A 26,352-nucleotide genomic window follows, 5' to 3' on the forward strand; every position below is an offset into this window, starting at 1 on the left:
GGAACAAGCTAGGCGTAAGGGAGGCTTGTTCCAATATGCGTGTATCAAATGTAACGGTTAGAAAACGACTTATTTTTATACTTATATCGGGTATACTCATTTTCACCATTATCGATATTCGTCTTGGATATGTGCAATTTTTTCTTGGAAATATGTTAACGGATCGTGCGAAGGATTCATGGAGTCGTAATATTACTTTTGAACCAGAGCGAGGGAAAATTTTAGATCGAAATGGTGTGGAGCTTGCTACGAATAAAAGTGCACCGACCGTCTTTGTTGTGCCGAGGCAAATTGAAAAACCAGCAGAGACTGCAGAGAAGTTAGCTGCAGTATTAGGTGTGGAAAAAGATGATGTTTATAAGCGGATTACAAAAAAAGAATCGATTGTAAGGCTTGATAAAGGCGGAAGGAAAATATCGCATGACAAAGCGAAAGAAGTACGCGGATTAAGTTTAAAGGGTGTGTACATCGCAGAGGATTCTATCCGGTACTATCCATTCGGTAATTTTTTATCACACGTATTAGGATTTGCGGGTAGTGATAATCAAGGGCTTATGGGACTAGAGAAATATTATGATAAAGAGCTAAATGGTGATAAAGGTCATGTGCGATTTTTTGCAGACGCGAAGGGACAGAGAATGCCTAACGTTGGAGATGATTTCAAAAAACCAGAAGCCGGCTTGAATTTAGGATTAACAATTGATTCACGCATTACGAGGATTATGGAAAGAGAAATGAATATTGCGGAATCAACGTATAATCCTGACGGTATGATAGCAATTGCAATGAATCCGAAAAATGGTGAAATTTTAGGTATGTCAAGTCGACCAAGTTTTGATCCAGCAGATTTTCAAAGTGTTTCTCCGGAAGTATATAACAGAAACTTACCTGTATGGAGTACGTATGAGCCGGGGTCAACATTTAAGATTATTACATTAGCTGCAGCCTTGAATGAAAATTTGGTAGACTTAGAGAAAGATACATTTTATGATGATGGGGCAGCTGAAGTTGGTGGAGCTAGATTGCGGTGTTGGAAAGCTGGAGGCCATGGTAGCCAAACGTTTTTAGAGGTAGTTCAAAACTCTTGTAACCCAGGATTTATTGAACTCGGTGATCGTCTTGGTAAAGATCGATTGTTTAAATACATTCGTAATTTCGGGTTTGGACAGAAGACCGGAATTGACTTACAAGGTGAAGGTAGCGGGATTTTATTTAATTTAGATAAAGTTGGTCCAGTCGAGCAAGCGACGACTTCATTTGGGCAAGGTGTTTCTGTTACACCGATTCAACAAGTAGCAGCTGTAGCGGCCGCTGTAAATGGTGGAACTTTGTATCAGCCATATATAGCGAAGGAATTTATTGATCCAAAGAATAATCAAATTGTCAGCAAAAAGACACCTGTTGCGAAAAGGGAAGTTATTTCCAAGGAAACTTCAGAGAAAGTTCGTTACGCATTAGAGAATGTTGTAGCGAAAGGTTCTGGTAAAGGGGCTTATATTGATGGATATCGTGTAGGTGGAAAAACTGGAACTGCTCAAAAGGTGAAAGATGGGAAATATTTAGATAATAACTATATTGTATCATTTATCGGTTTTGCTCCAGCCGACGATCCGCAAATTGTTGTTTATGTAGCAGTGGATAACCCAAAAGGAGTCACTCAATTTGGTGGAGTTGTAGCAGCACCTATTGTTGGGAATATTCTTCGTGACGCACTTCCTGTAATGGGAGTGGAACCGAGAAAAGAGCAAGTTGAGAAAGAATATAAATGGGGCGATACACCAACTGTGGAAGTTCCAAATTTAATCGGTATGAAAAAGAAAGATTTACAAACGCAACTTGTAGACTTGAAGCTTGATATAAGTGGTGATGGTGGGAAAGTAATTAAACAATCACCAGAAGCAGGAGCTAAAGTAAAAGAGGGTTCAAAAGTTAGAATTTACTTCGGGAATTAAAGGTAACTGATTGTGTTTTATGGTACAATTGGTGGAAGTGAGTTCTTTATAGAAAAATTGCTTTATTTGAGACGATAAGTGTCTCATTAATAAATAAATCTATTGATTAGACTATAGTAGCACTTACCTCCTATTTTTATATAATTAGGAGGTAACGTGTTACTTGCTAAAATAAGAGATAAATAAACAATGTAGAGAGGGTTTAGTGAAATGAAGTTGCATACACTTGTATCATGTTTGCATGATTTTCCAGTTGTTCCAACAGAAAATCCAGAAATAACATCTATTGAAGCGGATTCACGTAAAGTGAAAGAGGGAAGCTTATTTATATGTATGAAAGGATATACGGTTGATAGCCATGACTTTGCTAAGCAAGCAGCCGCACAAGGAGCGGCTGCTATTGTTGCGGAAAGACCAGTTGATGTTGACGTTCCAGTTGTACTTGTGAAAAATACTTTTCGTTCGCTAGCGGTTTTAGCTGATTATTTTTATGGCCAACCAACACACAAGTTACATTTAATCGGTATTACAGGTACAAATGGAAAGACAACAACATCGCATATTATGGATGAAATTATGCGCGCACATGGTCATAAAACGGGGCTAATTGGAACGATTAATATGAAAATCGGTGATGAAACATTTGAGGTGAAAAATACAACACCAGATGCACTAACACTTCAACAGACATTTTCAAAAATGGTTGAACAAGGTGTGGATAGCACAGTAATGGAAGTTTCGTCTCATGCTTTAGATCTTGGCCGTGTACACGGGTGCGATTATGATGTTGCAGTATTTACGAATTTAACACAAGATCATTTAGACTATCATAAAACGATGGAAGAATATAAACATGCGAAAGGGTTGCTTTTTGCACAGCTTGGCAATAGTTATCATCATAATCGTGAAAAATACGCTATATTAAACAGTGATGACCCAGTAGCAGAAGAGTATATGAGAAGTACAGCAGCTACTGTTGTAACATACGGTATAGATGTTGCAAGCGACATTATGGCACGAGATATCGTAATGACGAGTGGCGGTACAACATTTACACTTGTAACACCGTATGAAACTGTAAATGTTACGATGAAATTAATTGGTAAGTTTAATGTATACAACGTGTTAGCTGCTACGGCAGCAGGTCTTGTTTCAGGAGTGAGCTTACAAACAATTATTGATGTAATTAAAGAGCTTGCTGGCGTCCCTGGACGTTTTGAAGTTGTTGATGGTGGACAAAATTACACAGTTATTGTTGACTATGCACATACACCTGATAGCTTAGAGAACGTATTAAAAACAGCAAAACAGTTTGCAAAAGGTGATGTATATTGTATCGTTGGTTGCGGTGGTGATAGAGATAGAACGAAAAGACCAATAATGGCAAGTGTTGCAACCGAATATGCAACTCATGCAATTTATACATCAGATAATCCAAGAAGTGAAGATCCGAAGGCTATTTTAGATGACATGGTAAATAATGTAAATAGGGATAATTATGAAGTAATTGTCGATCGAAAAGAAGCGATACGTTCCGCTATCTCGAAAGTGAAAGCAAAAGATATTATTATTATTGCTGGTAAAGGGCATGAAACGTATCAAATTATTGGTAAAGAAGTTCATCATTTTGACGATCGTGAAGTTGCTAAAGAAGCAATCACGGAGCGTTTAAACAACGAAGTGTAACAGCATGAGAGGAGGACTACATGTGCTTGAACAAGGCTTATTAGTAACGGCTGGGGTAGCATTCTTAATTTCTGTTGCCCTTTCGCCATTATTTATTCCATTTTTAAGAAAGTTAAAGTTCGGACAGAGTATTCGTGACGAAGGACCGAAGTCACACCAAAAGAAATCAGGGACACCAACGATGGGTGGTATTGTCATATATGTATCTATGATGGTGACTACGCTTATTATGGCGATTAAATTTAACAATTTAGGTGCAGAAGTATCATTGCTATTATTAGTTACATTTGGGTACGGATTAATCGGATTTTTAGATGACTACATAAAAGTAGTAAAGAAAAGAAATCTTGGTTTAACATCAAAACAAAAATTGATTGGTCAGCTTGTAATTGCTATTGCGTTCTTTTTAATTGGAAAAGGGCAAGCATTTCACACTTATATCATGATTCCGGGAACTGATGTTAAATTTGAATTAGGCTGGGCATATTTTGTTCTTGTATTATTTATGCTTATTGGTGGATCAAATGCGGTTAATTTAACAGATGGTTTAGATGGTTTATTATCAGGAACAGCTGCTATTGCATTCGGAGCATTTAGTATTATTGCTGTAGCTCAAGAACAATTTGGGGTAGCGATTTTCTGTATGGCAGTTGTAGGAGCTGTACTTGGCTTTTTAGTATTCAATGCGAATCCAGCGAAAGTATTTATGGGGGATACAGGTTCTCTAGCTTTAGGTGGTGCTATCGCAGCTGTAGCGATTTTGTTAAAACAAGAATTGTTACTCGTTATTATTGGCGGTGTATTCGTAGCGGAAACTTTATCTGTTATTATCCAAGTTATTTCGTTCAAAACAACAGGAAAGCGTGTCTTTAAAATGAGTCCATTACATCATCATTATGAATTATGTGGTTGGTCAGAGTGGCGCGTTGTTGTAACGTTTTGGTCTGTAGGATTTTTATTAGCTGTGCTAGGAATTTATATCGGGGTGTGGATGTAATTGAAAACTGTAACTGAATATCAAAATAAAAATGTTCTTGTATTAGGTATTGCTAAAAGTGGTTATGCAGCAGCTACTTTATTAAAAAAATTAGGGGCAAACGTCATTGTAAATGATGGGAAACCATTAGTGGGTAATGTGCTTGCTGCTGAGTTACAAGCGGAAGGAATGGATGTTGTATGTGGTGGGCATCCGTTAGAATTGCTGGAGAGAAACATTTCACTTGTCGTAAAAAACCCAGGAATTCCATATTCTAATCCACTCTTAGTGGCGGCGAAGGAAAAGCAAATTCCAATTGTAACTGAGGTTGAATTAGCATATCGCATTTCAGCAGCACCGTTTGTTGGGATTACGGGATCTAACGGCAAAACAACAACGACAATGTTAACGTTTGAAATGTTAAAAGAAGGACAAAAGTACCCAGTTATTGCGGGGAATATAGGTACTGTAGCTTGTGAAGTTGCACAATTGGCGAAAGAAAATGAAGTTGTCGTTACGGAACTTTCATCGTTTCAATTGATGGGAGTGGAATCGTTCCAACCAAAAATTGCAGCCTTTTTAAATTTATTTGAAGCGCATTTAGATTATCACGGAACGAAGAAAGAGTATGGTTTGGCGAAAGCGAATATTTTCAAAAACCAAACTGAAACAGATTATAGTGTAATTAACGCAGATGATGCAGATGTCATGGCGTTATCGGCATATAGTAAAGGACAGGAAGTATTATTTTCGACGACGAAAGAAATTGAAGATGGTGCGTATATAAAAGATAATGCTCTTTATTTTAAAGGCGAAAAAGTAGTTAAAGTAAGTGATATTGTTTTACCTGGTAAGCACAATTTAGAAAATATTTTAGCAGCAATGAGTATTGCTAAATTACTAGGTGTTTCTAATGAAGCAATTACTGCTGTGTTAAAAAGTTTTACAGGTGTAAAACATCGCTTAGAATATGTAACAACGATTAATAATCGTAAATTTTATAATGATTCAAAAGCGACGAATATGCTAGCGACAGAAAAAGCATTATCTGCATTTACACAACCGATTGTATTATTGGCTGGTGGACTTGATCGTGGTAATGAATTTGATGATTTAATTCCATACTTTAAACATGTCAAAGCGATTGTAACATTTGGACAAACTGCACCAAAATTAGTAAGAGCGGCAGAAAAAGCAGGATTAGATGTAATTGAAAGTGTCGATACTTTAGATGATGCAGTAGTGAAAGCTTATGCGCATTCTATCGATGGTGATGTTATTCTTCTTTCACCAGCATGTGCAAGCTGGGATCAATTTAAAACATTTGAAGAAAGAGGAGACATTTTTATACAAGCTGTGCATAAACTTATATAAAGTAAATCAAAACATCAGTAGGCTAACACCTACTGATGTTTTGTTACATAGGGCAAAAGGTTCTGCCCAAAGAGGTGGTGTTCATGGGTAATGAAGAAAACGCCTGATTTTATTCTCATCATCGTTACACTGGCGCTGTTAACAATCGGAATGATTATGGTTTATAGTGCGAGTGCGGTTTGGGCCTCTTATAAAATGGGGGATTCATTCTTTTTTGCAAAAAGACAATTGTTGTTTGCAAGTCTTGGGGTAGTAGCTATGTTTTTTCTAATGAAAATTGATTATTGGGTGTGGCGTACGTATTCAAAAGTAATTTTACTAGTTTGTTTCGTTCTTCTTATTCTCGTTCTTATTCCTGGAGTAGGTCTCGTTCGTGGGGGGGCGCGAAGTTGGATTGGAATCGGGGCATTTTCTATCCAACCGTCAGAGTTTATGAAATTCGCGATGATTATTTTCTTAGCAAAATTTTTAGCGGAACGACAAAAATTAATTACATCTTTTAAACGAGGTTTACTACCGGCTCTTAGTTTTGTATTTCTTGCTTTTGGGATAATTATGTTACAGCCAGATCTTGGTACGGGAACGGTAATGGTTGGGACATGTATTATTATGATATTTATTTCGGGAGCAAGGGTCTTTCACTTTGCAATGTTTGGTTTGCTTGGTGCAGCGGGATTTGTAGGGTTAATTGCATCAGCGCCATATCGAATGAAACGCATTACATCATATTTAGATCCGTGGTCGGATCCGCTCGGAAGTGGATTTCAAATTATCCAATCGTTACTCGCAATTGGACCTGGTGGTTTATTTGGGCTTGGACTTGGACAAAGTAGACAAAAATTTCTTTATTTACCTGAACCACAAACAGACTTTATATTTGCAATCTTATCCGAGGAATTAGGTTTTATTGGTGGTTCATTTGTGTTATTATTATTTAGTCTATTATTATGGCGTGGGATTCGTATAGCATTAGGAGCGCCAGATTTATATGGTACGTTTTTAGCAGTAGGTATTGTGGCGATGATTGCGATTCAAGTAATGATTAATGTTGGTGTTGTAACAGGACTGATGCCTGTTACGGGTATTACTTTGCCGTTTTTTAGTTATGGTGGATCAAGTTTGACCTTAATGTTAATGGCAGTAGGTGTATTATTGAATATAAGTCGCCATTCTCGCTATTAAACCCTGTTTAAAAGACAGGGTTTTTCGTGTGTGTGTGAAAATACAATATGTATATAGAAAAAATACGATTGAATAAGAACAGGGAAGTGGAGGAATCAGTAGTGCGAGTATTAGTAAGTGGTGGGGGTACTGGAGGACATATTTATCCAGCTCTTGCTTTAATTAGAGAAATAAAAAAACTAAATCCAGAAGCAAGGTTTTTATACATTGGTACAGAGAATGGATTAGAGAGTACCATCGTACCGAAAGCGGGTATTCCGTTCCAATCTATTGTCATAAGTGGATTTAAACGAAAAATATCTCTTGATAATGTGAAAACAGTGATGCGTTTCCTAAAAGGTGTTCAAGATAGTAAACGATATATTCGTCGTTTTAACCCTGATATTGTGATTGGTACGGGTGGATACGTATGTGGGCCAGTTGTATATGCTGCGGCTAAATTAGGTATTCCGACTATTGTACATGAACAAAATAGTGTACCTGGTGTAACGAATAAATTTTTAAGTCGTTATGTCGATAAAGTTGCGGTTTGCTTTGAAGCAGCTGCAGAACATTTTCCGCAGTCAAAAGTAGTTATGACAGGTAACCCACGTGCATCAGAAGTAATGGACCAAAATGGGATGAAAGGAAAACGGTCGGTAGGACTATCACTTTCTAAAAAATCCGTGCTTATTTTTGGTGGGAGTCGCGGGGCTAGACCGATTAACGATGCTTTTGTAGAAGCGATTGAACAATTTGGGAATAAAAGTTACGAAGTATTATATGTAACAGGCGAAGTACATTATGATAAAGTTATGGAAGCCGTGAAACAAAAAGGGAATCCGAATAATGTTATTATTAAACCTTTTATTCATAATATGCCAGAGGTACTGACTGGTGTAGATCTTGTTGTTTCAAGAGCAGGGGCTACAACGCTTGCAGAATTAACAGCGTTAGGAAAGCCAAGTGTATTAATTCCAAGTCCGTACGTAACAAATAACCATCAAGAAAAAAATGCACGATCAGTTGTTGATAAAGGAGCAGCTAAAATGCTACTTGAAAAAGATTTAACATCTGAAACGCTTATTCGTGACATTGATGAGATTTTATTGGATACACAAACATTACAAAATATGAAACTGGCTACTAAGCAACTTGGTATTCCAGATGCAGCAAATAAGCTATATGAAGTAATGAACAAGCTTATTAAAAAATAACATTAGGTGAACGCCCTGCATATTACTGTAATAAGGAGACTTAATATGGGGGAGATTGTCTATGGAACAATTAGTAAAAGAGCTTTTAGAAGCAAATGTTGGTCGCGTGTTAGTTAATGAACCGTTAGCGCGTTACACGACTATGAAAATAGGCGGACCAGCTGATATTTTAATTGTGCCAAAGCATGTTGCTGGTATTGAGAAGACGCTAGAGTTAGTAAAGAAGTACAAGACAGGGTGGACTGCAATTGGTCGTGGTTCAAATCTTCTCGTATCTGATCAAGGTATAGAAGGTGTGGTTATTCGTTTAGGAGAAGGATTAGACCATTTAGAAGTCGAAAAACATAGAGTAAGAGTTGGTGCTGGATACCCCCTTATTAAATTGTCAACTTTACTTAGTCGACAGGGATTAGCCGGCTTGGAATTTGCAAGTGGTATTCCAGGAAGTGTTGGCGGTGCAGTGTATATGAATGCAGGCGCTCATAAGTCCGACATATCGAGTGTATTATCGAAAGCTCGTATTTTGTTTGAAAATGGAACAATTAATTGGTTGACGAATACCGAAATGAGCTTTTCTTATCGCACATCTGTATTGCAAGTGAAACGCCCTGGTATTGTTTTAGAAGCTGAATTCCAATTGGAGGTAGGCAAACGCGAGGAAATTGTAAGAAGCATGCAAAAGAATAAAGAGTATCGCCGTGAAACGCAGCCTTGGAATCACCCTTGTGCAGGAAGTATATTTCGAAATCCAGTCCCATATTTTGCAGGAGATTTAATAGAAAAAGCAGGGCTTCGTGGCTATAAAATAGGTGGAGCTCAAATTTCTGAAATGCATGGGAATTTTATTGTTAATACTGGTGTGGCTTCAGCACAAGATGTATTAGACTTGATCGCATTGATAAAGCGTACAATTAAGGATAAATTTGGTGTTGATATGCATACAGAAGTAGAAATAATTGGAAGATAACGGTTGTTCGTTCCGCTCATTATCATTTATGTTATAATAAGAAGATAAGAACGGCATGAGTAACATGCCGTTCTTTATGTTACATAGGGGGATCGTACATGAAAAATAGTAAAGTGATTAAACTACAAGATCGTGTACCAAAATTAAAGAATCAAAAGAAAAAAAATAAGAAACCTGTTAATCATCGGTTAATTTTATACATATCGATTTTATTTTTATTAGTACTCTTTTTAATTTATTTTCGGTCTCCGCTTAGTAATATAAAAAAGATAAGTGTTTTTGGAAATCATTATATGACAGATGAACAAGTTATGAAGGAATCAGGTGTGACATATGATACGAGTTATTTCCGAGTAACAGCACATAAAGCAGAAGAAAACTTAACGAAACGAAAAGAAATTAAAGCGGTAAATGTAAAAAAACGTTTCCCAAACAAAATTGATGTTCATATCGAAGAATATTTAACAATTGGCTATATAAACAAAGATGGGAAATTACAACCGTTATTAGAAAATGGGAAAACACTCGATGTACTTCCGAACGGAAAGCTTCCAGTTGCAGCACCAATTTTTGAACCGTTTAAAGAGGGAAAAATGAAGGAATTAATTGCAGAACTAGAAAAATTAACGCCAACTATTTTAAGGTCTATTTCTGAAATTCGTTATACACCAACGAACGCAAATGAAGATCATCTTACTTTATATATGAATGAAGGATATGAAGTGAGCACCACTATTCAAAATTTCGCAAAGCGAATGGAAGCTTATCCACTTATTTTAAAAACAATTGAACCTGGTAAGAAGGTTTTAATTGACTTAGAAGTGGGTGCGTACACGAAGGAACTAGGTGCTGAAGAAAAGAAAGAAAAGAAAGAATAGAATGATAGTTTTTATTGTGTTATTACGTATGAAATGAAACGAATGTTCTTTTATATGGATGGTAATTTGCAAGAATGCTTAATTTGATGAAAAAAATGTAAATTTTCTTAGATTCATACTAGGATTGGTACAAGTTTCACTTTTCTACAAGTACATCTTAGTGTAGACTTATACTTGGCGGTAATCTTTACACTTGAAATATAATTATTTCAAGATAGAGCAGTTATTCACAGGTTACTGCGATATTCTTAAATGAATGTTAAATAAAAATAAGAAAAATATAGGGTTAAAAAAGGGAAACGTATAAAGACGTTGAATATTTTTCTTATAAATAGTAAAGTTGCGATTGTTGTTCCATATATTGAGTTGTATGGTATAAATAAAGAAGGAGGTGCCAAAGAATGAACAGCAATGAAATATATGTTAGTCTTGACATCGGTACATCCAATGTTAAAGTCATCATTGGTGAAATGGTTAATGATAGCTTAAACATTATTGGTGTTGGAAACGTAAAATCAAATGGTTTGAAGAAGGGATCGATAGTTGATATAGATGAAACTGTTCGATCAATTAAAAAAGCAATTGAACAGGCTGAGCGCATGGTGGGTATCCACATTGAGCAAGTTGTAGTAGGTGTCAATGCAAACCAGGTACAGTTGCTCCCGTGTCACGGGGTAGTCGCTGTTTCAAATGAAGATCGTGAAATCGGGAATGAAGATGTCTTACGCGTTCTAGATGCAGCGCAAGTTGTATCAATTGCTCCTGAACGTGAATTTATTGATGTGGTACCTCGACAGTTCATTGTAGACGGTCTTGACGAGATTAACGATCCACGCGGGATGATCGGTGTAAGATTAGAAATGGAAGGTACACTTATTACAGGCTCGAGAACTTTACTACATAACCTACTTCGTTGTGTAGAAAAAGCAGGTCTTGAAATTGTTGATATTTGTCTGCAACCTTTAGCGGCAGCGACAGTTGCGTTATCTTCGGATGAAAGACACAGAGGGGTAGCCCTTGTTGATATGGGTGGAGGATCTACAACCTTATCTATTTTTAAAGATGGAGAGTTGCAAGCAACGAGCGTATTGCCATTAGGTGGAGATCATATAACGAAGGATATAGCGATTGGGCTGAAAACTTCAACAGAAAATGCAGATCAAATTAAGCTGAAATATGGACATGCTTTTTATGATACAGCATCTGAAGAAGAGATGTTTACGGTTCCTATTATGGGAAGCGATCAAACAGAACAATATTCTCAGTTGGAATTATCGGATATAATAGAGGCTCGTGTAGAGGAAATTTTAATGTTTGTTCAAGATGAAGTGCGTAAGTTAGGAGTAAAGCAAGTAGCTTCTGGATATGTACTAACTGGTGGGATAGCTTCTATGCCAGGTATTCTTGATCTTGCATACGATATTTTACATGAAAATGTTCGTATAGCAACTCCTGATTATATTGGTGTTCGTGAGCCTCAATATACAAGTGGAGTTGGATTAATTAAACATTCTTATCAAAAAGCTAAATTACGTGGGAAAAATGTGCAGGAAAAGCAAGAACATTTTGAACCAGTACCAGCACCAATGCCGGTACAACAGCAACCTGCGAAACAGAAAAATCGTAATCAAAATAATACTAATCAAAATAATACTAATCAAAATGATGACCGCATGATGTCAAAAGTAAAACGTGTATTCCGTTATTTATGGGATTAAAATTGGACACGAAAAATGAGGTTCTAGGGGGATTTCGACATGTTAGAGTTTGATACTACTCAAGATCAATTAGCAAATATAAAAGTTATCGGTGTCGGCGGTGGCGGAAACAATGCTGTAAACCGTATGATTGAACACGGTGTACAAGGTGTAGACTTTATCGCTGTGAATACTGATGCACAAGCATTAAATCTATCAAAAGCTGAAACGAAAATGCAAATTGGTGGAAAATTAACGCGTGGACTTGGTGCAGGCGCAAACCCTGAAGTAGGGAAAAAAGCTGCAGAAGAAAGTAAAGAACAGATTCAAGAAGCGCTTCGTGGTGCGGATATGGTCTTCGTAACTGCTGGTATGGGCGGCGGAACTGGAACTGGTGCAGCTCCAGTTGTTGCTCAAGTTGCAAAAGAACTAGGCGCGTTAACAGTTGGTGTTGTAACACGTCCATTTACATTTGAAGGACGTAAACGTGCGACTCAAGCTGCATCTGGTATTGCGTCATTTAAAGAAAATGTAGATACACTTATTGTAATTCCAAATGATCGCTTATTAGAGATTGTTGATAAAAATACGCCAATGTTAGAAGCGTTCCGTGAAGCTGATAACGTATTACGTCAAGGTGTTCAAGGTATTTCTGATTTAATTGCTACACCAGGTCTAATTAACTTAGACTTTGCAGACGTAAAAACAATTATGTCTAATAGAGGTTCTGCTTTAATGGGTATCGGTTCTGGTAATGGTGAAAATCGTGCTGCTGAAGCTGCGAAAAAAGCGATTTCTAGTCCATTACTAGAAACATCTATTGATGGAGCTCAAGGTGTTATTATGAACATTACGGGCGGCGCAAACTTAAGTTTATATGAAGTACAAGAAGCAGCAGACATTGTAGCTTCAGCTTCGGATCCAGAAGTAAATATGATCTTCGGTTCTGTTATTAATGAAGGATTAAAAGATGATATCGTTGTCACTGTAATTGCAACTGGTTTTGATGATAGTGCTTCGACGCAACCACCAAAACCAATTATCCGTCCGACTGCGAATCACACGCAACAGCAACAACAACCAGTAGCTCAACCTTCAAAACAACGTGAAGTTAAGCGTGAAATGAAACGTGAAGAGCCGGTTATGCATGATCGTCATACAGATTCAGATGACATCGATATTCCAGCATTCTTACGTAACCGTCGTAGACGATAAAAGAAAAGGAGCTTTCATGCTCCTTTTTTTTGTTGTCTAAATGGAAAAGATCTGCTAAGCAGATTTTTTTTTATTATTTTGCATATGGAGAGTCCAGTCCTATTTTGGAGCTGTAAGCTGTGATAAATAAAGTGAAAATTTAATTAGTAGGGGTTATTCATCCAAAATGATTGTTAGCCCGACTCCCGCTTAACTTCTATACTTTTTTGTAGCTGAATTTTGAGGCAGGGGTGTTACTGCCCGTAAATAGCAAGATAAATTTTGTATATATATAATTCGATTATTATGTATACAAGTAAGAAATTTATATTATTCTATGAAAAATACACTTTTATTTTTTACCGACAGATTATGTCTAGAAATCACAAAATAACAAAAAAAACCCTCCACCAATTGACACACTTTCCTATTGGATATGCATTATACTAGTCTCAACTTAAAAAAAGAGGTGAATTGTTTGGTTGTTTACGCCGACATTGTTTGGTTGTTAAACGCCTGCATTGATTTTCTTTTACTTTTATTAACAGCCACCGTGTTAAAAAAGAGAATCAAAAGATGGAGGCTTGTGTTAGGGGCATTTATAGGTTCAACTATTGTTATTTTCGCCTTTACGCCTTTTGCTTCTATGATGACACATCCAATTATGAAACTATTGTACTCGTTACTTATTGTGTATACAGCATTTGGGTTTTCAACATTTAGAAATTATGCACAAACTGTTTTTACTTTCTATTTTGTAACCTTTATGGTTGGTGGAGGATTAATTGGAACGCATTACTTTTTGCAAACGAACGAAATGGTAAATGGGTTAGTTCAATCTAAATCAGTTTCTTACGGTGATCCAATTAGTTGGTTGTTTGTTATTTTTGGTTTTCCAGTAATTTATTATTTTTCTAAAAAGCGTATAGAAAGCGTAGAGGTCACAAAGATACACTATGATCAAATCGTGAAAGTGAAAATTCAATTAGCTGGAGAGGAACTAGAACTAGCAGGTCTAATTGATAGTGGGAACCAACTTTATGACCCGTTAACAAAAACACCCGTTATGATTATGCATATTTCATCATTAGAACATTGTTTGCCAGCTTGGTTAACAGAACAAATTTATTCCAAAACAGAAATTCCTCAAATACCAGAAAATGATTCTGGATGGGCGACGAAACTACGTTTAATTCCTTTCCGAGCAGTGGGAGTAGAGAATCAATTTTTATGGGCAATTAAGCCAGATTGTGTGCAAGTTTATCATGAAGGTTTGGTTGTTGTAAACAAAGTACTGATTGGATTAAATACACAACAATTATCTACCAATGGAGAGTATCAATGCATTGTACATCCGAAAATGTTGATTTCGCAAAAGATGGTAATTGCTTAATTATGAGAGGCGGGATAATATGGTGAAATTTAAATTTTATTTGGTATACCTTTGGTATAAAGTATTGCTGAAATTAGGAATTAAGACCGATGAAATTTATTATATTGGCGGAAGTGAAGCGTTGCCACCGCCGTTAACGAAAGACGAAGAGGCAGTTCTTTTGAATAAATTACCGAATGGAGATCAAGCTGCCAGGTCGATGCTTATTGAACGTAATCTACGGCTTGTTGTATATATAGCAAGAAAATTTGAAAATACAGGGATAAATATTGAGGATTTGATTAGTATAGGAACAATTGGTCTTATTAAGGCAGTGAATACATTTAATCCAGAAAAGAAAATTAAATTAGCAACATATGCATCTCGTTGTATAGAAAATGAAATTTTAATGCATTTGCGTCGAAATAATAAAAATCGTTCGGAAGTTTCTTTTGATGAACCGCTTAACATTGATTGGGACGGAAATGAACTGTTATTATCAGATGTGTTAGGTACAGATGATGACATTATTACAAAAGATTTAGAAGCTACTGTAGATCGTCATCTTTTAATGAAAGCATTGCATCAATTAAATGATCGTGAAAAACAAATTATGGAGCTTCGGTTTGGACTCGCTGGTGGCGAAGAGAAGACACAAAAAGATGTGGCTGATATGCTTGGAATTTCACAGTCGTATATTTCTCGTTTGGAAAAAAGAATTATAAAAAGATTACGAAAAGAATTTAATAAAATGGTGTGAAGAATAAGACCAGTCGGTATCTAGACTGGTCTTATTCTCTTTTTGTGCATTAGGAAATATGATGTTTGTGAAAAACGATGGGAAAACCGTATGCATAAAATCCCCTTCAAAGGAAATACTTTACACTGTACAGCAACTCCCGATAGGAGGGAACACTTTGACGAGAAACAAAGTAGAAATTTGCGGTGTTGATACAGCTAAACTTCCAGTACTAAAAAATGAAGAGATGCGTAAATTATTTCGTGAAATGCAAAGTGGAGAGATAAGCGCCAGAGAGAAATTAGTGAATGGAAACTTACGTCTTGTACTGAGCGTCATCCAAAGATTTAATAACAGAGGAGAATATGTTGATGATTTATTTCAAGTTGGTTGCATTGGACTTATGAAATCCATTGATAACTTTGATTTAGGCCAAAATGTAAAATTTTCAACGTATGCTGTGCCGATGATTATTGGGGAAATACGCAGATATTTGCGTGATAACAATCCAATTCGCGTATCTCGCTCATTACGAGATATTGCGTATAAAGCGTTGCAAGTAAGAGAAAAATTGATTGCTGAAAATTCAAAAGAACCAACAGCAATGGATATTGCGAAAGTTCTTGAAGTGACACATGAAGAGATTGTTTTTGCACTAGATGCGATTCAAGACCCGGTTTCATTATTTGAACCGATTTATAACGATGGAGGAGATCCTATCTTTGTTATGGATCAATTAAAGGATGAAAAACAAAAGGACGAGCAGTGGGTTGAAGAACTGGCGTTGAAAGAAGGAATGAAGCGTTTAAATGATCGTGAAAAAATGATTATTCGAAAACGTTTCTTCCAAGGAAAGACACAGATGGAAGTTGCCGAAGAAATTGGGATTTCTCAAGCGCAAGTATCACGTTTGGAGAAGTCTGCTATTAAGCAAATGAATAAGACGATTCAAGGATAAGGTCCTCACCAGTTATGGTGAGGCCTTTTTTATATATAATATTTTACGCTCATAGTAGATTGGGTAGGTTCATATAATGAAAATAAAATGGATGTTCTATTAGTAGCGGTTATATACTGTTTACCCGCTTCAAAATTCGGCTGAAGTAAGAAGTTAGATGGAAGCGGAGCTACCCGAAAAAGTCCGATTAGCATGGGTTAATAATCAGTAGGGATGGGAAAAATCCCACTGATTAAGGTTTCACTTTATTTGAGAGCGTACTTATGATTCATGATATAAGGGAGAGGATGAATATGATACGAATTTCGGAGTTTCAAATGAAGGATGTTGTAAATATTTTAGATGGAAAAAGGCTTGGAAATATTGGAGATATTGATTTTGATATAGACACAGGTAAGATTAGGACAGTTATTATTTCCAAGCAGACACGTATGCTAGGACTCTTTGGAAAGGAAGTAGAATTTGTGATTCCTTGGGAGCAAATTATGAAAATTGGGGAAGATGTCATACTTGTCAGAGTAGATAATATTAATTCTGTAACAGAATCAATACAAACACCGACAATTTCATAAAGAATATTACAAATTCCCCTTTTTTTTCTGTTGTCATTATGAAAAAATAAAAGTATGGTAAAATAGACAGGAAGTACCATGCTTTTTTCTGTTATTTTAATTAAAAGGAGTCGCTTTATGAGAGAACCATTTAAATATGTGGACGGTATACTGTATTTACAAGCGTGGAAAGAACTTGGAAACATTACTGTTGGATTTACGACAAAAGATGGTGGAGTAAGTACAGGCTCCTTTCATGCGATGAATTTAGGATTACATGTGAATGATATCGTGGAGAATGTTCATGAAAACAGACGCATTTTAGCGAATAAGTTACAAAAACCATTAGAAAAATGGATTTGCTCTGAACAAGTTCATGACCATCATGTTGAGAAAGTAGGACTGCAAGAAAAAGGGAAAGGCGTTTATTCATATGAGGACGGTATTCCAAAAACGGATGGCATTTATACGACTAACAAAGATGTTCTCTTAACATCTTGTTACGCTGATTGTGTTCCGCTCTATTTTTATGCACCATCACATGATATGATAGGACTTGCGCATGCTGGGTGGAAAGGGACTGTAACAGAGATTGCGAAAGAAATGATTCAAAAGTGGAATGCGGAAGGTGTTTCAAGTGATGAAATTCATGTCGCAATTGGTCCTGCAATCGGATCATGTTGTTATGTTGTTGATGATCGTGTATTAACAGCAGCGCAGCAGGTAGTAAACGGATCTGTTCCCTATAAAGTAATTTCTGATGGTCAGTATGCAATTAATTTAAAAGAAGTTAATCGTATATTATGTGTACAAGCAGGTATAAAAGAAGAACATATTGTAATGTCATCTCTTTGTACAAGCTGTGAAGAACAATTATTTTTCTCTCATCGTCGTGATCAAGGTAAGACGGGGAGAATGTTGAGTTTCATAGGTTTTAAGGAGGAGTGAAGCAAGTGACAGTGCAAGGGAATTTAGCAGATGTAAACGAAGCAATTAAAGAATCTTGCGTACGAGCTGGACGTTCGACGAAAGATATTAAGCTCGTTGCAGTTACAAAAACTGTAGGAATTGAAAAAACAAGCGAAGTAATTGAAGCAGGAATTATTGATTTAGGTGAAAATAGAAATGAAGGTTTCTTACAAAAATACGAGCATTTCGGTTCAAAAGTGAATTGGCATTTTATTGGCTCATTGCAAACGAGAAAAGTAAAAGAAATCATTAATGAGATTGATTATTTACATTCATTAGATCGTCTTTCGCTTGCAAAAGAAATTCAAAAACGTGTTGATAAGAAAGTTAAATGCTTTATTCAAGTGAAAACATCATCGGAAGAATCAAAGCAAGGATTGGCGATAGAAGAAACAATTTCTTTTATTCAAAGTTTGCAAGAATTGGATAAGATTGAAGTGGTAGGATTAATGACAATGGCTCCGTTTACAGGAGAAGAGGAAGAGATTCGTCGCTGCTTTAAGGAATTGCGCATGCTACAAACAGAGGTGCAGGAGCTAGAATTATTACATGCACCATGTAAAGAATTATCAATGGGAATGTCAAATGATTACACGATTGCAATTGAGGAAGGCGCTACATATATTCGTTTGGGAACGGTTTTAGTAGGAAAAGCGTAAGAGGAAGGAGAAAGTTATTATGAGTTGGTCAAAAGTAAAATACTTCTTTTTTGACACACCGGAAGAAAAAGAAGCAGCTCAATATAGTTATGAAAAGGAGCAAACAGACATGAAAAAGCAACAAAATCCCCCAGAACAACAAGATGTTCCGTTTGCGAAAGTGCAACCGAAGCAAAATGTAGTGAGTATTGAAACAGCGAAGCAATCTTCAAAAGTTGTTTTACTAGAACCACGCACATATTCGGAAGCACAAGGCATTTCGGATCACTTAAAAGGCAGACGAGCTGTTGTGATTAATTTGCAAAGAATGTCTACAGATCAAGCTGTACGTATCGTTGACTTTTTAAGTGGTACTGTATACGCTATAGGCGGGGATATTCAAAAAATAGGCCCGAAAACATTTATGTGTACACCTGAAAATGTTGATATCGTTGGTGCGATTTCAGAGTTATTCGGTGAAGAAGAAGAGACAAATATAAAGAGGTGGTAATACGCCATGACAACAGTTTTAACAGTGTTACTTACTGCTATCGAGATTTACTCGTGGGCACTAATTATTTACATTCTCCTATCATGGTTTCCTGGCGCAAAGGAATCAGCTTTTGGAGATATTCTTGCGCGTATTTGTGAACCGTATTTAGAGCCGTTTAGGAGGTTTATTCCACCATTTGGTATGATTGATATTTCTCCACTTGTTGCTATTATTGCCTTGAAACTTGCTAGAGGTGGTTTAGTGAGTTTATTCAACTATTTTTTATAGTGTGAGGTTAAATACATGAGCATCTACGAGCATTTTAGACCTGATGAACAGGTCTTTGTGGATAAAGTATTAGAGTGGAAACAGGCTGCTGAGTACCATCAAGTCAAGTTAACAGATTTTCTTGATCCAAGACAGCAACAAATTGTTTCTATGGTAATAGGGCAAGGAGATGTAGCTGTACGGTTTGATGGTGCGATGCCTGAAGCCGAACGGAAAAGAGCACTAATTTATCCAGATTATCTAGAATTAAATGAAGAGGAATTTCAAGTAGAAGTATTAGAAATTGACTATCCTTCCAAGTTTTTCACGCTAGAACATAGGCAAATATTAGGTGCATTCATGTCACTTGGTTTAACAAGGGAAAAATGTGGTGATATTTTGCTTCAAGAAGATCGTGCCCAAATTGCAGTTGCGAAAGAAGTTGTATCCTATATTGAAATGAACTTACAATCAATAGGTAAAATGAAAGTCACACTCTCTCCTATACAAGTAGAGAAAGTTTTGCGTGTAGGTGAAAAGTGGGGAGAAAAATCTGGAACAGTTTCGTCACTTCGTCTAGATGTTTTATTAGCTGAAATGCTGCATATATCTAGGCAGAAAGTACAGCCTCTTATAAAAGGTGGCCTAGTAAAAGTCAATTGGAAAACAGTAGAGCAAACTTCGTATGAATGTTTTCCGGGGGATGTTTTCTCGGTTAGAGGGTATGGACGAAGTAAATTATTTTCTGTAGAAGGTAGAACGAAGCGCGACAAATGGAGAGTTTTGTATGGTATACTAAAATGATTGGTTTTTTAGAAGGAAATTCTCTTATTTTGTCGAAGAAAAGATATAATTGAAAGAGGAAATTTAGATAACTACTTGGAGGTGGCGTTGTGCCGTTAACACCATTAGATATTCATAACAAAGAATTTGGTCGCGGGTTTCGTGGCTATGATGAGGATCAAGTAAATGAATTTCTTGATCAGATCATCAAAGATTATGAATTAGTCATTCGTGAGAAAAAAGCTTTAGAAGAAAAGGTTGCCCAATTAGAAGGGAAATTAGATCATTTTTCTAACATTGAAGATACGCTAAATAAATCTATCATTGTTGCGCAAGAAGCAGCGGAAGAAGTGAAGCGTAATGCACAAAAAGAAGCGAAATTAATTGTACGAGAAGCAGAAAAAAATGCAGATCGTATCATTAACGAAGCATTAGTAAAATCAAGAAAAGTTGCATTTGATATTGAAGAGTTAAAGAAACAAGCGAAAGTATTCCGCACTCGTTTCCGTATGTTGTTAGAAACACAGCTTGAAATGTTAAGCAACGATGATTGGGACAAATTAATTGAGTTAGAAGACGAAGTGGACGAACTGTTGAAAAAAGAAGAAACAGTGTAAGCTTGACGTTTTTCTCATTATTACATATAATTTTAAACAGCATATTTATTAAGAAAAACGAAGATAGGGATAAGTACCTTTTTCATACCTTATATAGCGAACTGAGGATAGTGTAAGCTCAGGATAAGGAGATAATGGGAATATCACCCTGGAGTTCCGCGCTGAACAAATTTAGTAAGCGTAGGCGTATATTCGCGTTAAGAATATAAAGAGGACCTTATGCATTTGTATATGGTCTACTAGGGTGGTACCGCGGGAGACTTTCTCGTCCCTTTTTGGGGATGAGAGGTCTCTTTTTTATTCCCTTTTTTAAGGTCTGTCGTTTATATATTTAAGGAGGAATTGAGCATGGAGTACAAAAATACATTACTAATGCCAAAAACAGAATTCCCGATGCGTGGGAATTTACCGAAACGTGAGCCTGCAATGCAAGAAAAATGGGCTGAAGTGAATATTTATGAAAAGGTACAAGAACATACGAAAGGTCGTCCTTTATTTGTACTACATGATGGACCTCCATATGCAAATGGTGACATCCATATGGGACACGCACTAAATAAAGTGTTAAAAGACTTTATTGTTCGTTTTAAATCAATGACAGGATACTGTGCACCATATGTGCCAGGTTGGGATACGCACGGTTTACCAATTGAACAAGCTTTAACGAATAAAGGTGTAAAGCGTAAAGAAATGACAGTTGCTGAGTTCCGCAAGTTATGCGCAGAGTATGCATATGAGCAAGTAGAACGCCAACGTGAACAATTTAAGCGTCTAGGTGTACGTGCAGATTGGGATAATCCATATATTACTTTAGAGCCAGCTTATGAAGCACAACAAATTAAAGTGTTTGGTGACATGGCGAAAAAAGGTTATATCTATAAAGGACAGAAACCAGTTTACTGGTCTCCAACGAGTGAATCAGCTTTAGCAGAAGCTGAAATTGAATATCAAGATAAAAAATCAGCATCTATTTACGTAGCATTCCCTGTAAAAGACGGAAAGAACGTATTAGAAGGTGATGAGAAGTTCATTATTTGGACAACAACACCTTGGACGTTACCTGCTAACCTAGGTATTTCTGTTCATCCAGAACTTGAATATGCTATTGTGAAAGTAAATGATGAGAAATATATTATTGCTTCTGAACTATTTGAGACAGTTGCAAAAACGTTAGAATGGGAAAATGCTGAAGTTGTGAAAACGGTAAAAGGTAGCGAACTTGAGTATACAGTTGCAAAACACCCATTCTACGATCGTGACGCATTAGTTATGCTAGGGGAGCACGTTACAACAGATGCTGGTACAGGTTGTGTACATACAGCACCTGGACACGGGGAAGACGATTTCCTTGTTGGTAAGAAATATGGTTTAGAAGTTCTTTGTCCAGTTGATGATAAAGGTGTATTAACAAATGAAGCACCTGGATTTGAAGGTCTATTCTATGATAAAGCTAATAAACCAATTACGGAAAAATTAGAAGAAGTAGGTGCGTTACTAAAATTAACATTTATTACGCATTCATACCCACATGATTGGAGAACGAAAAAACCAATTATTTTCCGTGCAACAGCACAGTGGTTTGCATCTATTGAAGCATTCCGTAAAGAATTATTACAAGCTGTTGAAGAAACGAAATGGGTGCCAGCATGGGGTGAGACTCGTCTTCATAATATGGTTCGTGACCGTGGTGATTGGTGTATTTCTCGTCAACGTGCATGGGGTGTACCAATTCCTGTATTCTATGCAGAGAATGGTGATCCAATTATTACAGATGAAACAATTAGCAATGTAGCAGATTTATTCCGTGAACACGGTTCTAATGTATGGTTCGAGCGTGAAGCGAAAGATCTATTACCAGAAGGATTTACACATCCAGGTAGCCCAAATGGTGAATTCCGTAAAGAAACAGACATTATGGATGTATGGTTTGATTCAGGTTCTTCTCACCAAGCGGTATTAGAAGAGCGTGATGATTTACAACGTCCAGCAGATTTATATTTAGAAGGGTCTGACCAATATCGTGGTTGGTTTAACTCTTCATTATCAACAGCAGTTGCTGTAACAGGTAAAGCACCGTATAAAGGTGTTCTAAGCCACGGTTTCGTACTAGATGGTGACGGACGTAAAATGAGTAAGTCGATTGGAAACATCGTCGTACCGAAGAAAATTATGGATCAATTAGGCGGAGATATTTTACGCTTATGGGTTTCTTCTGTTGACTATCAATCTGATGTACGTATTTCAGATGATATTTTAAAACAAGTAGCGGAAGTATATCGTAAAATCCGTAATACATTCCGTTTCTTATTAGGAAACTTAGATGACTTTAATCCAAGTGAAAATAAAGTGGCGGCAGCTGAGCTTCGTGAAGTGGACCGTTACATGTTAGTAAAATTAAATGACTTAATTACAAAAGTAAAAGAAGCATATGAAGCATATGACTTTGCAGCAGTATATCATGCAATCCATAACTTCTGTACAATTGATTTAAGTTCATTCTATTTAGACTTTGCGAAAGACATTTTATACATTGAAGGTGCAAATCACCAAGATCGCCGCGCAATTCAAACAGTATTATATGATGTTCTTGTTGCATTAACAAAACTTGTAACACCAATCTTACCTCATACAGCTGATGAAGTATGGCCGTATGTTCCTGGTGCAGAAGAAGAAAGCGTACAGTTAACTAATATGCCAGAAGTTGTAGAAGTAGATGGTGCTGAAGCCTTAAAAACAAAATGGGATGCATTTATGACGTTACGTGATGACGTATTAAAAGCTTTAGAAGTCGCTCGTAATGAAAAAGTAATTGGTAAGTCATTAAATGCAAGTATTACACTATATCCGACTGCAGAAATGAAAGCTATGTTAGAGTCTATTAGTGAAGACTTAAAGCAACTATTTATCGTTTCTGAGTATAAACTTGGTGGTATGATAGAAGAAGCGCCAGCAGATGCGCCTAAGTATGAGCATACAGCGGTTATTGTAGCTCAGGCAACGGGTGACACATGTGAACGTTGTTGGGTTGTTTCAGAAACAATTGGTAAAGATGCGGAACATGAAACATTATGTGAGCGTTGTGCAACAGTTGTTAAAGAAAATTATGTAAAATAATGAAAAAAGCTGACTGCTCATAATAGCAGTCAGTTTTTCGTTGATGATATATCAAAATAACTTTCACTCTCTTTCCTATGAAGGAAAAATGTGTGTGAGGTAAGCGTGGAAATTTCGGACACACTAATTGTACATTGCAGCTGGGAGGAATGTACACGTGAATGAAATTTATATGGAAATAAAAGAAGAATTGCAATTGATGAGAAAAGAGTTGCAAGATAGACTGGCGAAAGAAGTAATGCACACATACTATATGGAATTTGGGCAAGAACTTGGATATGAAATAAAGCAAGAGACAAAGAAAAAATTGCTATTACATGATATAAAAGAGGATTTAAAAGATGTAGAACGTGCATTGTTTAAAATGGAAATAGACATGTACGGTATTTGTGAAGAAACTGGGAGAGCGATTCCTACAAAACAAATGAAAACAATGCCGACTGCTCGTACTATTCATGAATTTTTCTATGAAAAGGTAAATGTATGAGTGCGCACAACGATATTATGTTACCTTTTTTTAATTTATTTTATTCTTCTATAAAGGTTCATTGTGAAAAGGCAGCAGCTATGCTAAAATTTTGAGGTACACTGTCTTTATGGGGGAAATGAAAATGATATATTATGTAATAGCGTTATTTGTCATTGCCATCGATCAAATATCGAAATGGCTAATTGTAAAGAACATGGAATTGGGTACGAGCATTCCGATTATCGATAATGTATTATACATAACATCACATCGAAATAGAGGAGCTGCCTGGGGTATTTTAGAAAATAAAATGTGGTTTTTCTACATTATTACAGTCATTTTCGTAGCATTTATCGTATTTTATATGAAAAAATATGCGAAAACGGACAAGCTTCTAGGTATTTCATTAGGTCTAATTTTAGGCGGAGCAATTGGCAATTTTATTGATCGTGTATTTAGACAAGAAGTAGTGGATTTCATTCACGTGTATATTTTCTCGTACAACTATCCAGTATTCAATATAGCTGACTCAGCACTATGTATTGGAGTTGTATTAATTATTATTCAAACAGTATTAGAAGGAAAGAAAACGAAGGAGTAATTGAATGAGTGAAGTAGTACAAGTAACAGTTGCAGAAGAACAAAAAAGCGAGCGAATTGATAAATTCGTTGCAGAAATAAACAGTGAATGGTCACGTTCACAAGTGCAGCAATGGATTAAAGATGCTGTTGTGACAGTAAATGGGAAATCAGTTAAAGTGAATTATAAAGTAAAAGGAAATGATGAAATTACAGTAACAATTCCCGAGCCAGAAGAGTTAGATATTCAACCGGAAGATATGAATTTAGAAGTTTATTATGAAGATGCCGATGTACTAGTTGTAAATAAGCCGCGTGGCATGGTAGTACATCCAGCACCAGGGCATACGAAGGGTACGCTTGTAAACGGACTTATGCATCACTGTACAGACCTATCAGGTATTAACGGTGTAATGCGTCCTGGTATAGTACACCGTATTGATAAGGATACATCTGGATTATTAATGGTTGCTAAAAATGATATGGCGCACGAATCACTTGTAAATCAACTTGTAGCAAAAACGGTAACAAGACGCTATAAAGCGATTGTACATGGTGTAATTCCACATGATAAAGGAACAATTGATGCTCCAATTGGTCGTGATAAAAAAGAACGTCAAAGTATGACTGTTGATGAAAATGGTAAGAATGCAGTTACGCATTTCCAAGTGTTAGAGCGATTTAAGGATTTCACATTTGTAGAATGTCGCTTAGAAACGGGACGTACACATCAAATTCGTGTTCATATGAGATATATTGGTTATCCACTTGCAGGGGATCCAAAGTATGGTCCGAAGAAAACATTAGATATGAATGGACAAGCACTTCATGCAGGGATTTTAGGTTTCGATCACCCTCGTACTGGTGAATATATTGAGTTTGAGGCACCGATTCCAGAAGTGTTTGAAGAAGCGCTAAATATTTTACGGAAATAGTATTGACAAATCATAAGAAAACTGAGATACTGACAACAGTTAAATAATGATCCTTTAACACAGCCCCGTGAGGTTGAGAAGGTAACGGTTTGAAATACTTAGGGTATGCTGTACCCTAAGTATTTCAAAAGTCCTCTCGCACACGCTGAGAGGACTTTTTTTATACCATTACTCTCACGCAAGAAAAAAAAGCTTGGAGGTGTAGAGCATGCAAGAGAAAGCTGTCGTTTTAGATGACCAAATGATTCGCCGCGCTTTAACACGAATTAGTCATGAAATCGTGGAACGAAATAAAGGTGTCGATAATTGTGTTCTTGTCGGAATAAAAACACGTGGAATTTTTATTGCACAACGTTTGGCAGAACGAATTGGTCAAATTGAAGGAAAAGAGATGGAAGTAGGAGAGTTAGATATTACGTTATATCGTGATGATTTAACACTACAATCGAAACATAAAGAACCACTTGTAAAAGGTTCTGATATTCCTGTAGATATTACGAAGAAAAAAGTTATCCTTGTGGATGATGTGTTATATACAGGAAGAACAGTTCGAGCAGCAATGGATGCTCTTATGGATTTAGGTAGACCATCACAAATCCAATTGGCTGTTCTTGTTGATAGAGGTCACCGTGAATTACCAATTCGCGCTGATTATGTAGGAAAGAACATTCCAACATCTAGTGAAGAGCGTATCGAAGTTGATTTGCAAGAGACAGATCAACAAGATCGAGTAAGCATATACGATAAGTAAAGCCCTTTTAAATGT

25 protein-coding genes and 1 other annotated feature are annotated in these 26,352 nt (G+C 36.5%); all 25 genes read left to right on the top strand.

Going from position 1 to position 26,352, the window contains the following annotated elements; all coding sequences use genetic code 11:
* Positions 1-35 precede the first annotated feature (35 nt).
* The 25 genes from MKX77_RS05360 (at position 36) to pyrR (ending at position 26,337) form a co-directional block, all read left to right on the top strand.
* Positions 36-1,952: a stage V sporulation protein D gene (locus tag MKX77_RS05360; protein WP_215553999.1), complete on the top strand. Its 1,917-nt coding sequence runs from the start codon at positions 36-38 to the stop codon at positions 1,950-1,952.
* A gap of 210 nt (positions 1,953-2,162) precedes the next feature.
* Positions 2,163-3,638: a UDP-N-acetylmuramoyl-L-alanyl-D-glutamate--2,6-diaminopimelate ligase gene (locus MKX77_RS05365; RefSeq protein ID WP_341305987.1), complete on the top strand. Its 1,476-nt coding sequence runs from the start codon at positions 2,163-2,165 to the stop codon at positions 3,636-3,638.
* A gap of 22 nt (positions 3,639-3,660) precedes the next feature.
* The gene (mraY, locus tag MKX77_RS05370) at positions 3,661-4,635 is read left to right on the top strand and encodes a phospho-N-acetylmuramoyl-pentapeptide-transferase (RefSeq protein ID WP_002014738.1); all 975 of its coding nucleotides are present in this window, start codon (positions 3,661-3,663) and stop codon (positions 4,633-4,635) included.
* Positions 4,636-5,988, top strand: a complete 1,353-nt coding sequence (murD, locus tag MKX77_RS05375) for a UDP-N-acetylmuramoyl-L-alanine--D-glutamate ligase (RefSeq protein WP_341305988.1) — start codon at positions 4,636-4,638, stop codon at positions 5,986-5,988.
* A 90-nt stretch (positions 5,989-6,078) separates the two neighbouring features.
* Positions 6,079-7,170, top strand: coding sequence for a stage V sporulation protein E (gene spoVE / locus MKX77_RS05380; RefSeq protein WP_215553996.1), 1,092 nt, complete (start codon positions 6,079-6,081; stop codon positions 7,168-7,170).
* Between the two features lie 101 nt (positions 7,171-7,271).
* A complete protein-coding gene (gene murG, locus MKX77_RS05385) occupies positions 7,272-8,366 on the top strand; it encodes an undecaprenyldiphospho-muramoylpentapeptide beta-N-acetylglucosaminyltransferase (protein ID WP_002088269.1) in 1,095 nt (364 codons plus the stop codon).
* A gap of 61 nt (positions 8,367-8,427) precedes the next feature.
* The gene (gene murB, locus MKX77_RS05390; protein ID WP_341305989.1) at positions 8,428-9,333 is read left to right on the top strand and encodes a UDP-N-acetylmuramate dehydrogenase; all 906 of its coding nucleotides are present in this window, start codon (positions 8,428-8,430) and stop codon (positions 9,331-9,333) included.
* Positions 9,334-9,431: 98 nt separating this feature from the next.
* Positions 9,432-10,211, top strand: coding sequence for a cell division protein DivIB (gene divIB, locus MKX77_RS05395; RefSeq protein ID WP_445819101.1), 780 nt, complete (start codon positions 9,432-9,434; stop codon positions 10,209-10,211).
* 401 nt (positions 10,212-10,612) lie between these two features.
* A complete protein-coding gene (ftsA, locus tag MKX77_RS05400; RefSeq protein ID WP_341305990.1) occupies positions 10,613-11,929 on the top strand; it encodes a cell division protein FtsA in 1,317 nt (438 codons plus the stop codon).
* A 39-nt stretch (positions 11,930-11,968) separates the two neighbouring features.
* Complete coding sequence (ftsZ, locus tag MKX77_RS05405) at positions 11,969-13,123, top strand: cell division protein FtsZ (protein ID WP_002066873.1); 1,155 nt, start codon at positions 11,969-11,971, stop codon at positions 13,121-13,123.
* 457 nt (positions 13,124-13,580) lie between these two features.
* A complete protein-coding gene (gene spoIIGA / locus MKX77_RS05410; protein WP_002111432.1) occupies positions 13,581-14,495 on the top strand; it encodes a sigma-E processing peptidase SpoIIGA in 915 nt (304 codons plus the stop codon).
* Between the two features lie 19 nt (positions 14,496-14,514).
* Positions 14,515-15,234, top strand: a complete 720-nt coding sequence (gene sigE / locus MKX77_RS05415; protein WP_002111431.1) for an RNA polymerase sporulation sigma factor SigE — start codon at positions 14,515-14,517, stop codon at positions 15,232-15,234.
* 157 nt (positions 15,235-15,391) lie between these two features.
* Positions 15,392-16,171 carry an RNA polymerase sporulation sigma factor SigG gene (sigG, locus tag MKX77_RS05420; protein WP_002014725.1) on the top strand — a complete coding sequence of 260 codons (780 nt, stop codon included), beginning with the start codon at positions 15,392-15,394 and terminating at the stop codon, positions 16,169-16,171.
* Between the two features lie 293 nt (positions 16,172-16,464).
* Entirely contained in the window at positions 16,465-16,743 is a 279-nt protein-coding gene (locus MKX77_RS05425) for a YlmC/YmxH family sporulation protein (RefSeq protein ID WP_033710824.1), read from the top strand.
* A 117-nt stretch (positions 16,744-16,860) separates the two neighbouring features.
* A complete protein-coding gene (gene pgeF, locus MKX77_RS05430) occupies positions 16,861-17,670 on the top strand; it encodes a peptidoglycan editing factor PgeF (RefSeq protein ID WP_002111428.1) in 810 nt (269 codons plus the stop codon).
* A gap of 5 nt (positions 17,671-17,675) precedes the next feature.
* Positions 17,676-18,350 (top strand): YggS family pyridoxal phosphate-dependent enzyme, encoded by a 675-nt coding sequence (locus MKX77_RS05435; protein WP_215556626.1) that lies wholly within the window; start codon positions 17,676-17,678, stop codon positions 18,348-18,350.
* Between the two features lie 19 nt (positions 18,351-18,369).
* On the top strand, positions 18,370-18,840 hold the full coding sequence (locus tag MKX77_RS05440; RefSeq protein ID WP_193644889.1) for a cell division protein SepF: 471 nt from the start codon (positions 18,370-18,372) through the stop codon (positions 18,838-18,840).
* A gap of 6 nt (positions 18,841-18,846) precedes the next feature.
* On the top strand, positions 18,847-19,110 hold the full coding sequence (locus MKX77_RS05445; protein ID WP_002146041.1) for a YggT family protein: 264 nt from the start codon (positions 18,847-18,849) through the stop codon (positions 19,108-19,110).
* 15 nt (positions 19,111-19,125) lie between these two features.
* Positions 19,126-19,893 carry a YlmH family RNA-binding protein gene (locus tag MKX77_RS05450; protein WP_215553992.1) on the top strand — a complete coding sequence of 256 codons (768 nt, stop codon included), beginning with the start codon at positions 19,126-19,128 and terminating at the stop codon, positions 19,891-19,893.
* Between the two features lie 89 nt (positions 19,894-19,982).
* On the top strand, positions 19,983-20,489 hold the full coding sequence (gene divIVA, locus MKX77_RS05455) for a septum site-determining protein DivIVA (RefSeq protein ID WP_002088249.1): 507 nt from the start codon (positions 19,983-19,985) through the stop codon (positions 20,487-20,489).
* 51 nt (positions 20,490-20,540) lie between these two features.
* Positions 20,541-20,765 (top strand) — a binding site (T-box leader).
* A 72-nt stretch (positions 20,766-20,837) separates the two neighbouring features.
* Positions 20,838-23,603: an isoleucine--tRNA ligase gene (gene ileS2 / locus MKX77_RS05460; RefSeq protein WP_341305991.1), complete on the top strand. Its 2,766-nt coding sequence runs from the start codon at positions 20,838-20,840 to the stop codon at positions 23,601-23,603.
* A gap of 157 nt (positions 23,604-23,760) precedes the next feature.
* Positions 23,761-24,090, top strand: a complete 330-nt coding sequence (locus MKX77_RS05465; RefSeq protein ID WP_341305992.1) for a molecular chaperone DnaK — start codon at positions 23,761-23,763, stop codon at positions 24,088-24,090.
* Between the two features lie 124 nt (positions 24,091-24,214).
* Positions 24,215-24,673: a lipoprotein signal peptidase LspA gene (gene lspA, locus MKX77_RS05470; RefSeq protein WP_002088246.1), complete on the top strand. Its 459-nt coding sequence runs from the start codon at positions 24,215-24,217 to the stop codon at positions 24,671-24,673.
* A gap of 4 nt (positions 24,674-24,677) precedes the next feature.
* Positions 24,678-25,586 (top strand): RluA family pseudouridine synthase, encoded by a 909-nt coding sequence (locus MKX77_RS05475; RefSeq protein WP_215553989.1) that lies wholly within the window; start codon positions 24,678-24,680, stop codon positions 25,584-25,586.
* Positions 25,587-25,794: 208 nt separating this feature from the next.
* Complete coding sequence (pyrR, locus tag MKX77_RS05480) at positions 25,795-26,337, top strand: bifunctional pyrimidine operon transcriptional regulator/uracil phosphoribosyltransferase (protein WP_001156489.1); 543 nt, start codon at positions 25,795-25,797, stop codon at positions 26,335-26,337.
* The last annotated feature ends 15 nt before the right edge of the window (positions 26,338-26,352 follow it).

Source organism: Bacillus sp. FSL R9-9410 (assembly GCF_038050385.1).
Classification (GTDB): Bacteria; Bacillota; Bacilli; order Bacillales; family Bacillaceae_G; genus Bacillus_A; species Bacillus_A cereus_U.

What these genes read in the sequence shown, in the direction of transcription:
- MKX77_RS05425 (WP_033710824.1), top strand. Translation starts at nt 16,465, where the DNA reads ATGATACGAATTTCGGAGTTTCAAATGAAGGATGTTGTAAATATTTTA.
- MKX77_RS05365 (WP_341305987.1), top strand. Translation starts at nt 2,163, where the DNA reads ATGAAGTTGCATACACTTGTATCATGTTTGCATGATTTTCCAGTTGTT.
- MKX77_RS05440 (WP_193644889.1), top strand. Translation starts at nt 18,370, where the DNA reads ATGAGTTGGTCAAAAGTAAAATACTTCTTTTTTGACACACCGGAAGAA.
- MKX77_RS05445 (WP_002146041.1), top strand. Translation starts at nt 18,847, where the DNA reads ATGACAACAGTTTTAACAGTGTTACTTACTGCTATCGAGATTTACTCG.
- pyrR (WP_001156489.1), top strand. Translation starts at nt 25,795, where the DNA reads ATGCAAGAGAAAGCTGTCGTTTTAGATGACCAAATGATTCGCCGCGCT.
- MKX77_RS05475 (WP_215553989.1), top strand. Translation starts at nt 24,678, where the DNA reads ATGAGTGAAGTAGTACAAGTAACAGTTGCAGAAGAACAAAAAAGCGAG.
- MKX77_RS05450 (WP_215553992.1), top strand. Translation starts at nt 19,126, where the DNA reads ATGAGCATCTACGAGCATTTTAGACCTGATGAACAGGTCTTTGTGGAT.
- MKX77_RS05360 (WP_215553999.1), top strand. Translation starts at nt 36, where the DNA reads ATGCGTGTATCAAATGTAACGGTTAGAAAACGACTTATTTTTATACTT.
- lspA (WP_002088246.1), top strand. Translation starts at nt 24,215, where the DNA reads ATGATATATTATGTAATAGCGTTATTTGTCATTGCCATCGATCAAATA.
- divIB (WP_445819101.1), top strand. Translation starts at nt 9,432, where the DNA reads ATGAAAAATAGTAAAGTGATTAAACTACAAGATCGTGTACCAAAATTA.
- ftsZ (WP_002066873.1), top strand. Translation starts at nt 11,969, where the DNA reads ATGTTAGAGTTTGATACTACTCAAGATCAATTAGCAAATATAAAAGTT.
- sigE (WP_002111431.1), top strand. Translation starts at nt 14,515, where the DNA reads ATGGTGAAATTTAAATTTTATTTGGTATACCTTTGGTATAAAGTATTG.
- ileS2 (WP_341305991.1), top strand. Translation starts at nt 20,838, where the DNA reads ATGGAGTACAAAAATACATTACTAATGCCAAAAACAGAATTCCCGATG.
- spoVE (WP_215553996.1), top strand. Translation starts at nt 6,079, where the DNA reads ATGAAGAAAACGCCTGATTTTATTCTCATCATCGTTACACTGGCGCTG.
- murB (WP_341305989.1), top strand. Translation starts at nt 8,428, where the DNA reads ATGGAACAATTAGTAAAAGAGCTTTTAGAAGCAAATGTTGGTCGCGTG.
- pgeF (WP_002111428.1), top strand. Translation starts at nt 16,861, where the DNA reads ATGAGAGAACCATTTAAATATGTGGACGGTATACTGTATTTACAAGCG.
- ftsA (WP_341305990.1), top strand. Translation starts at nt 10,613, where the DNA reads ATGAACAGCAATGAAATATATGTTAGTCTTGACATCGGTACATCCAAT.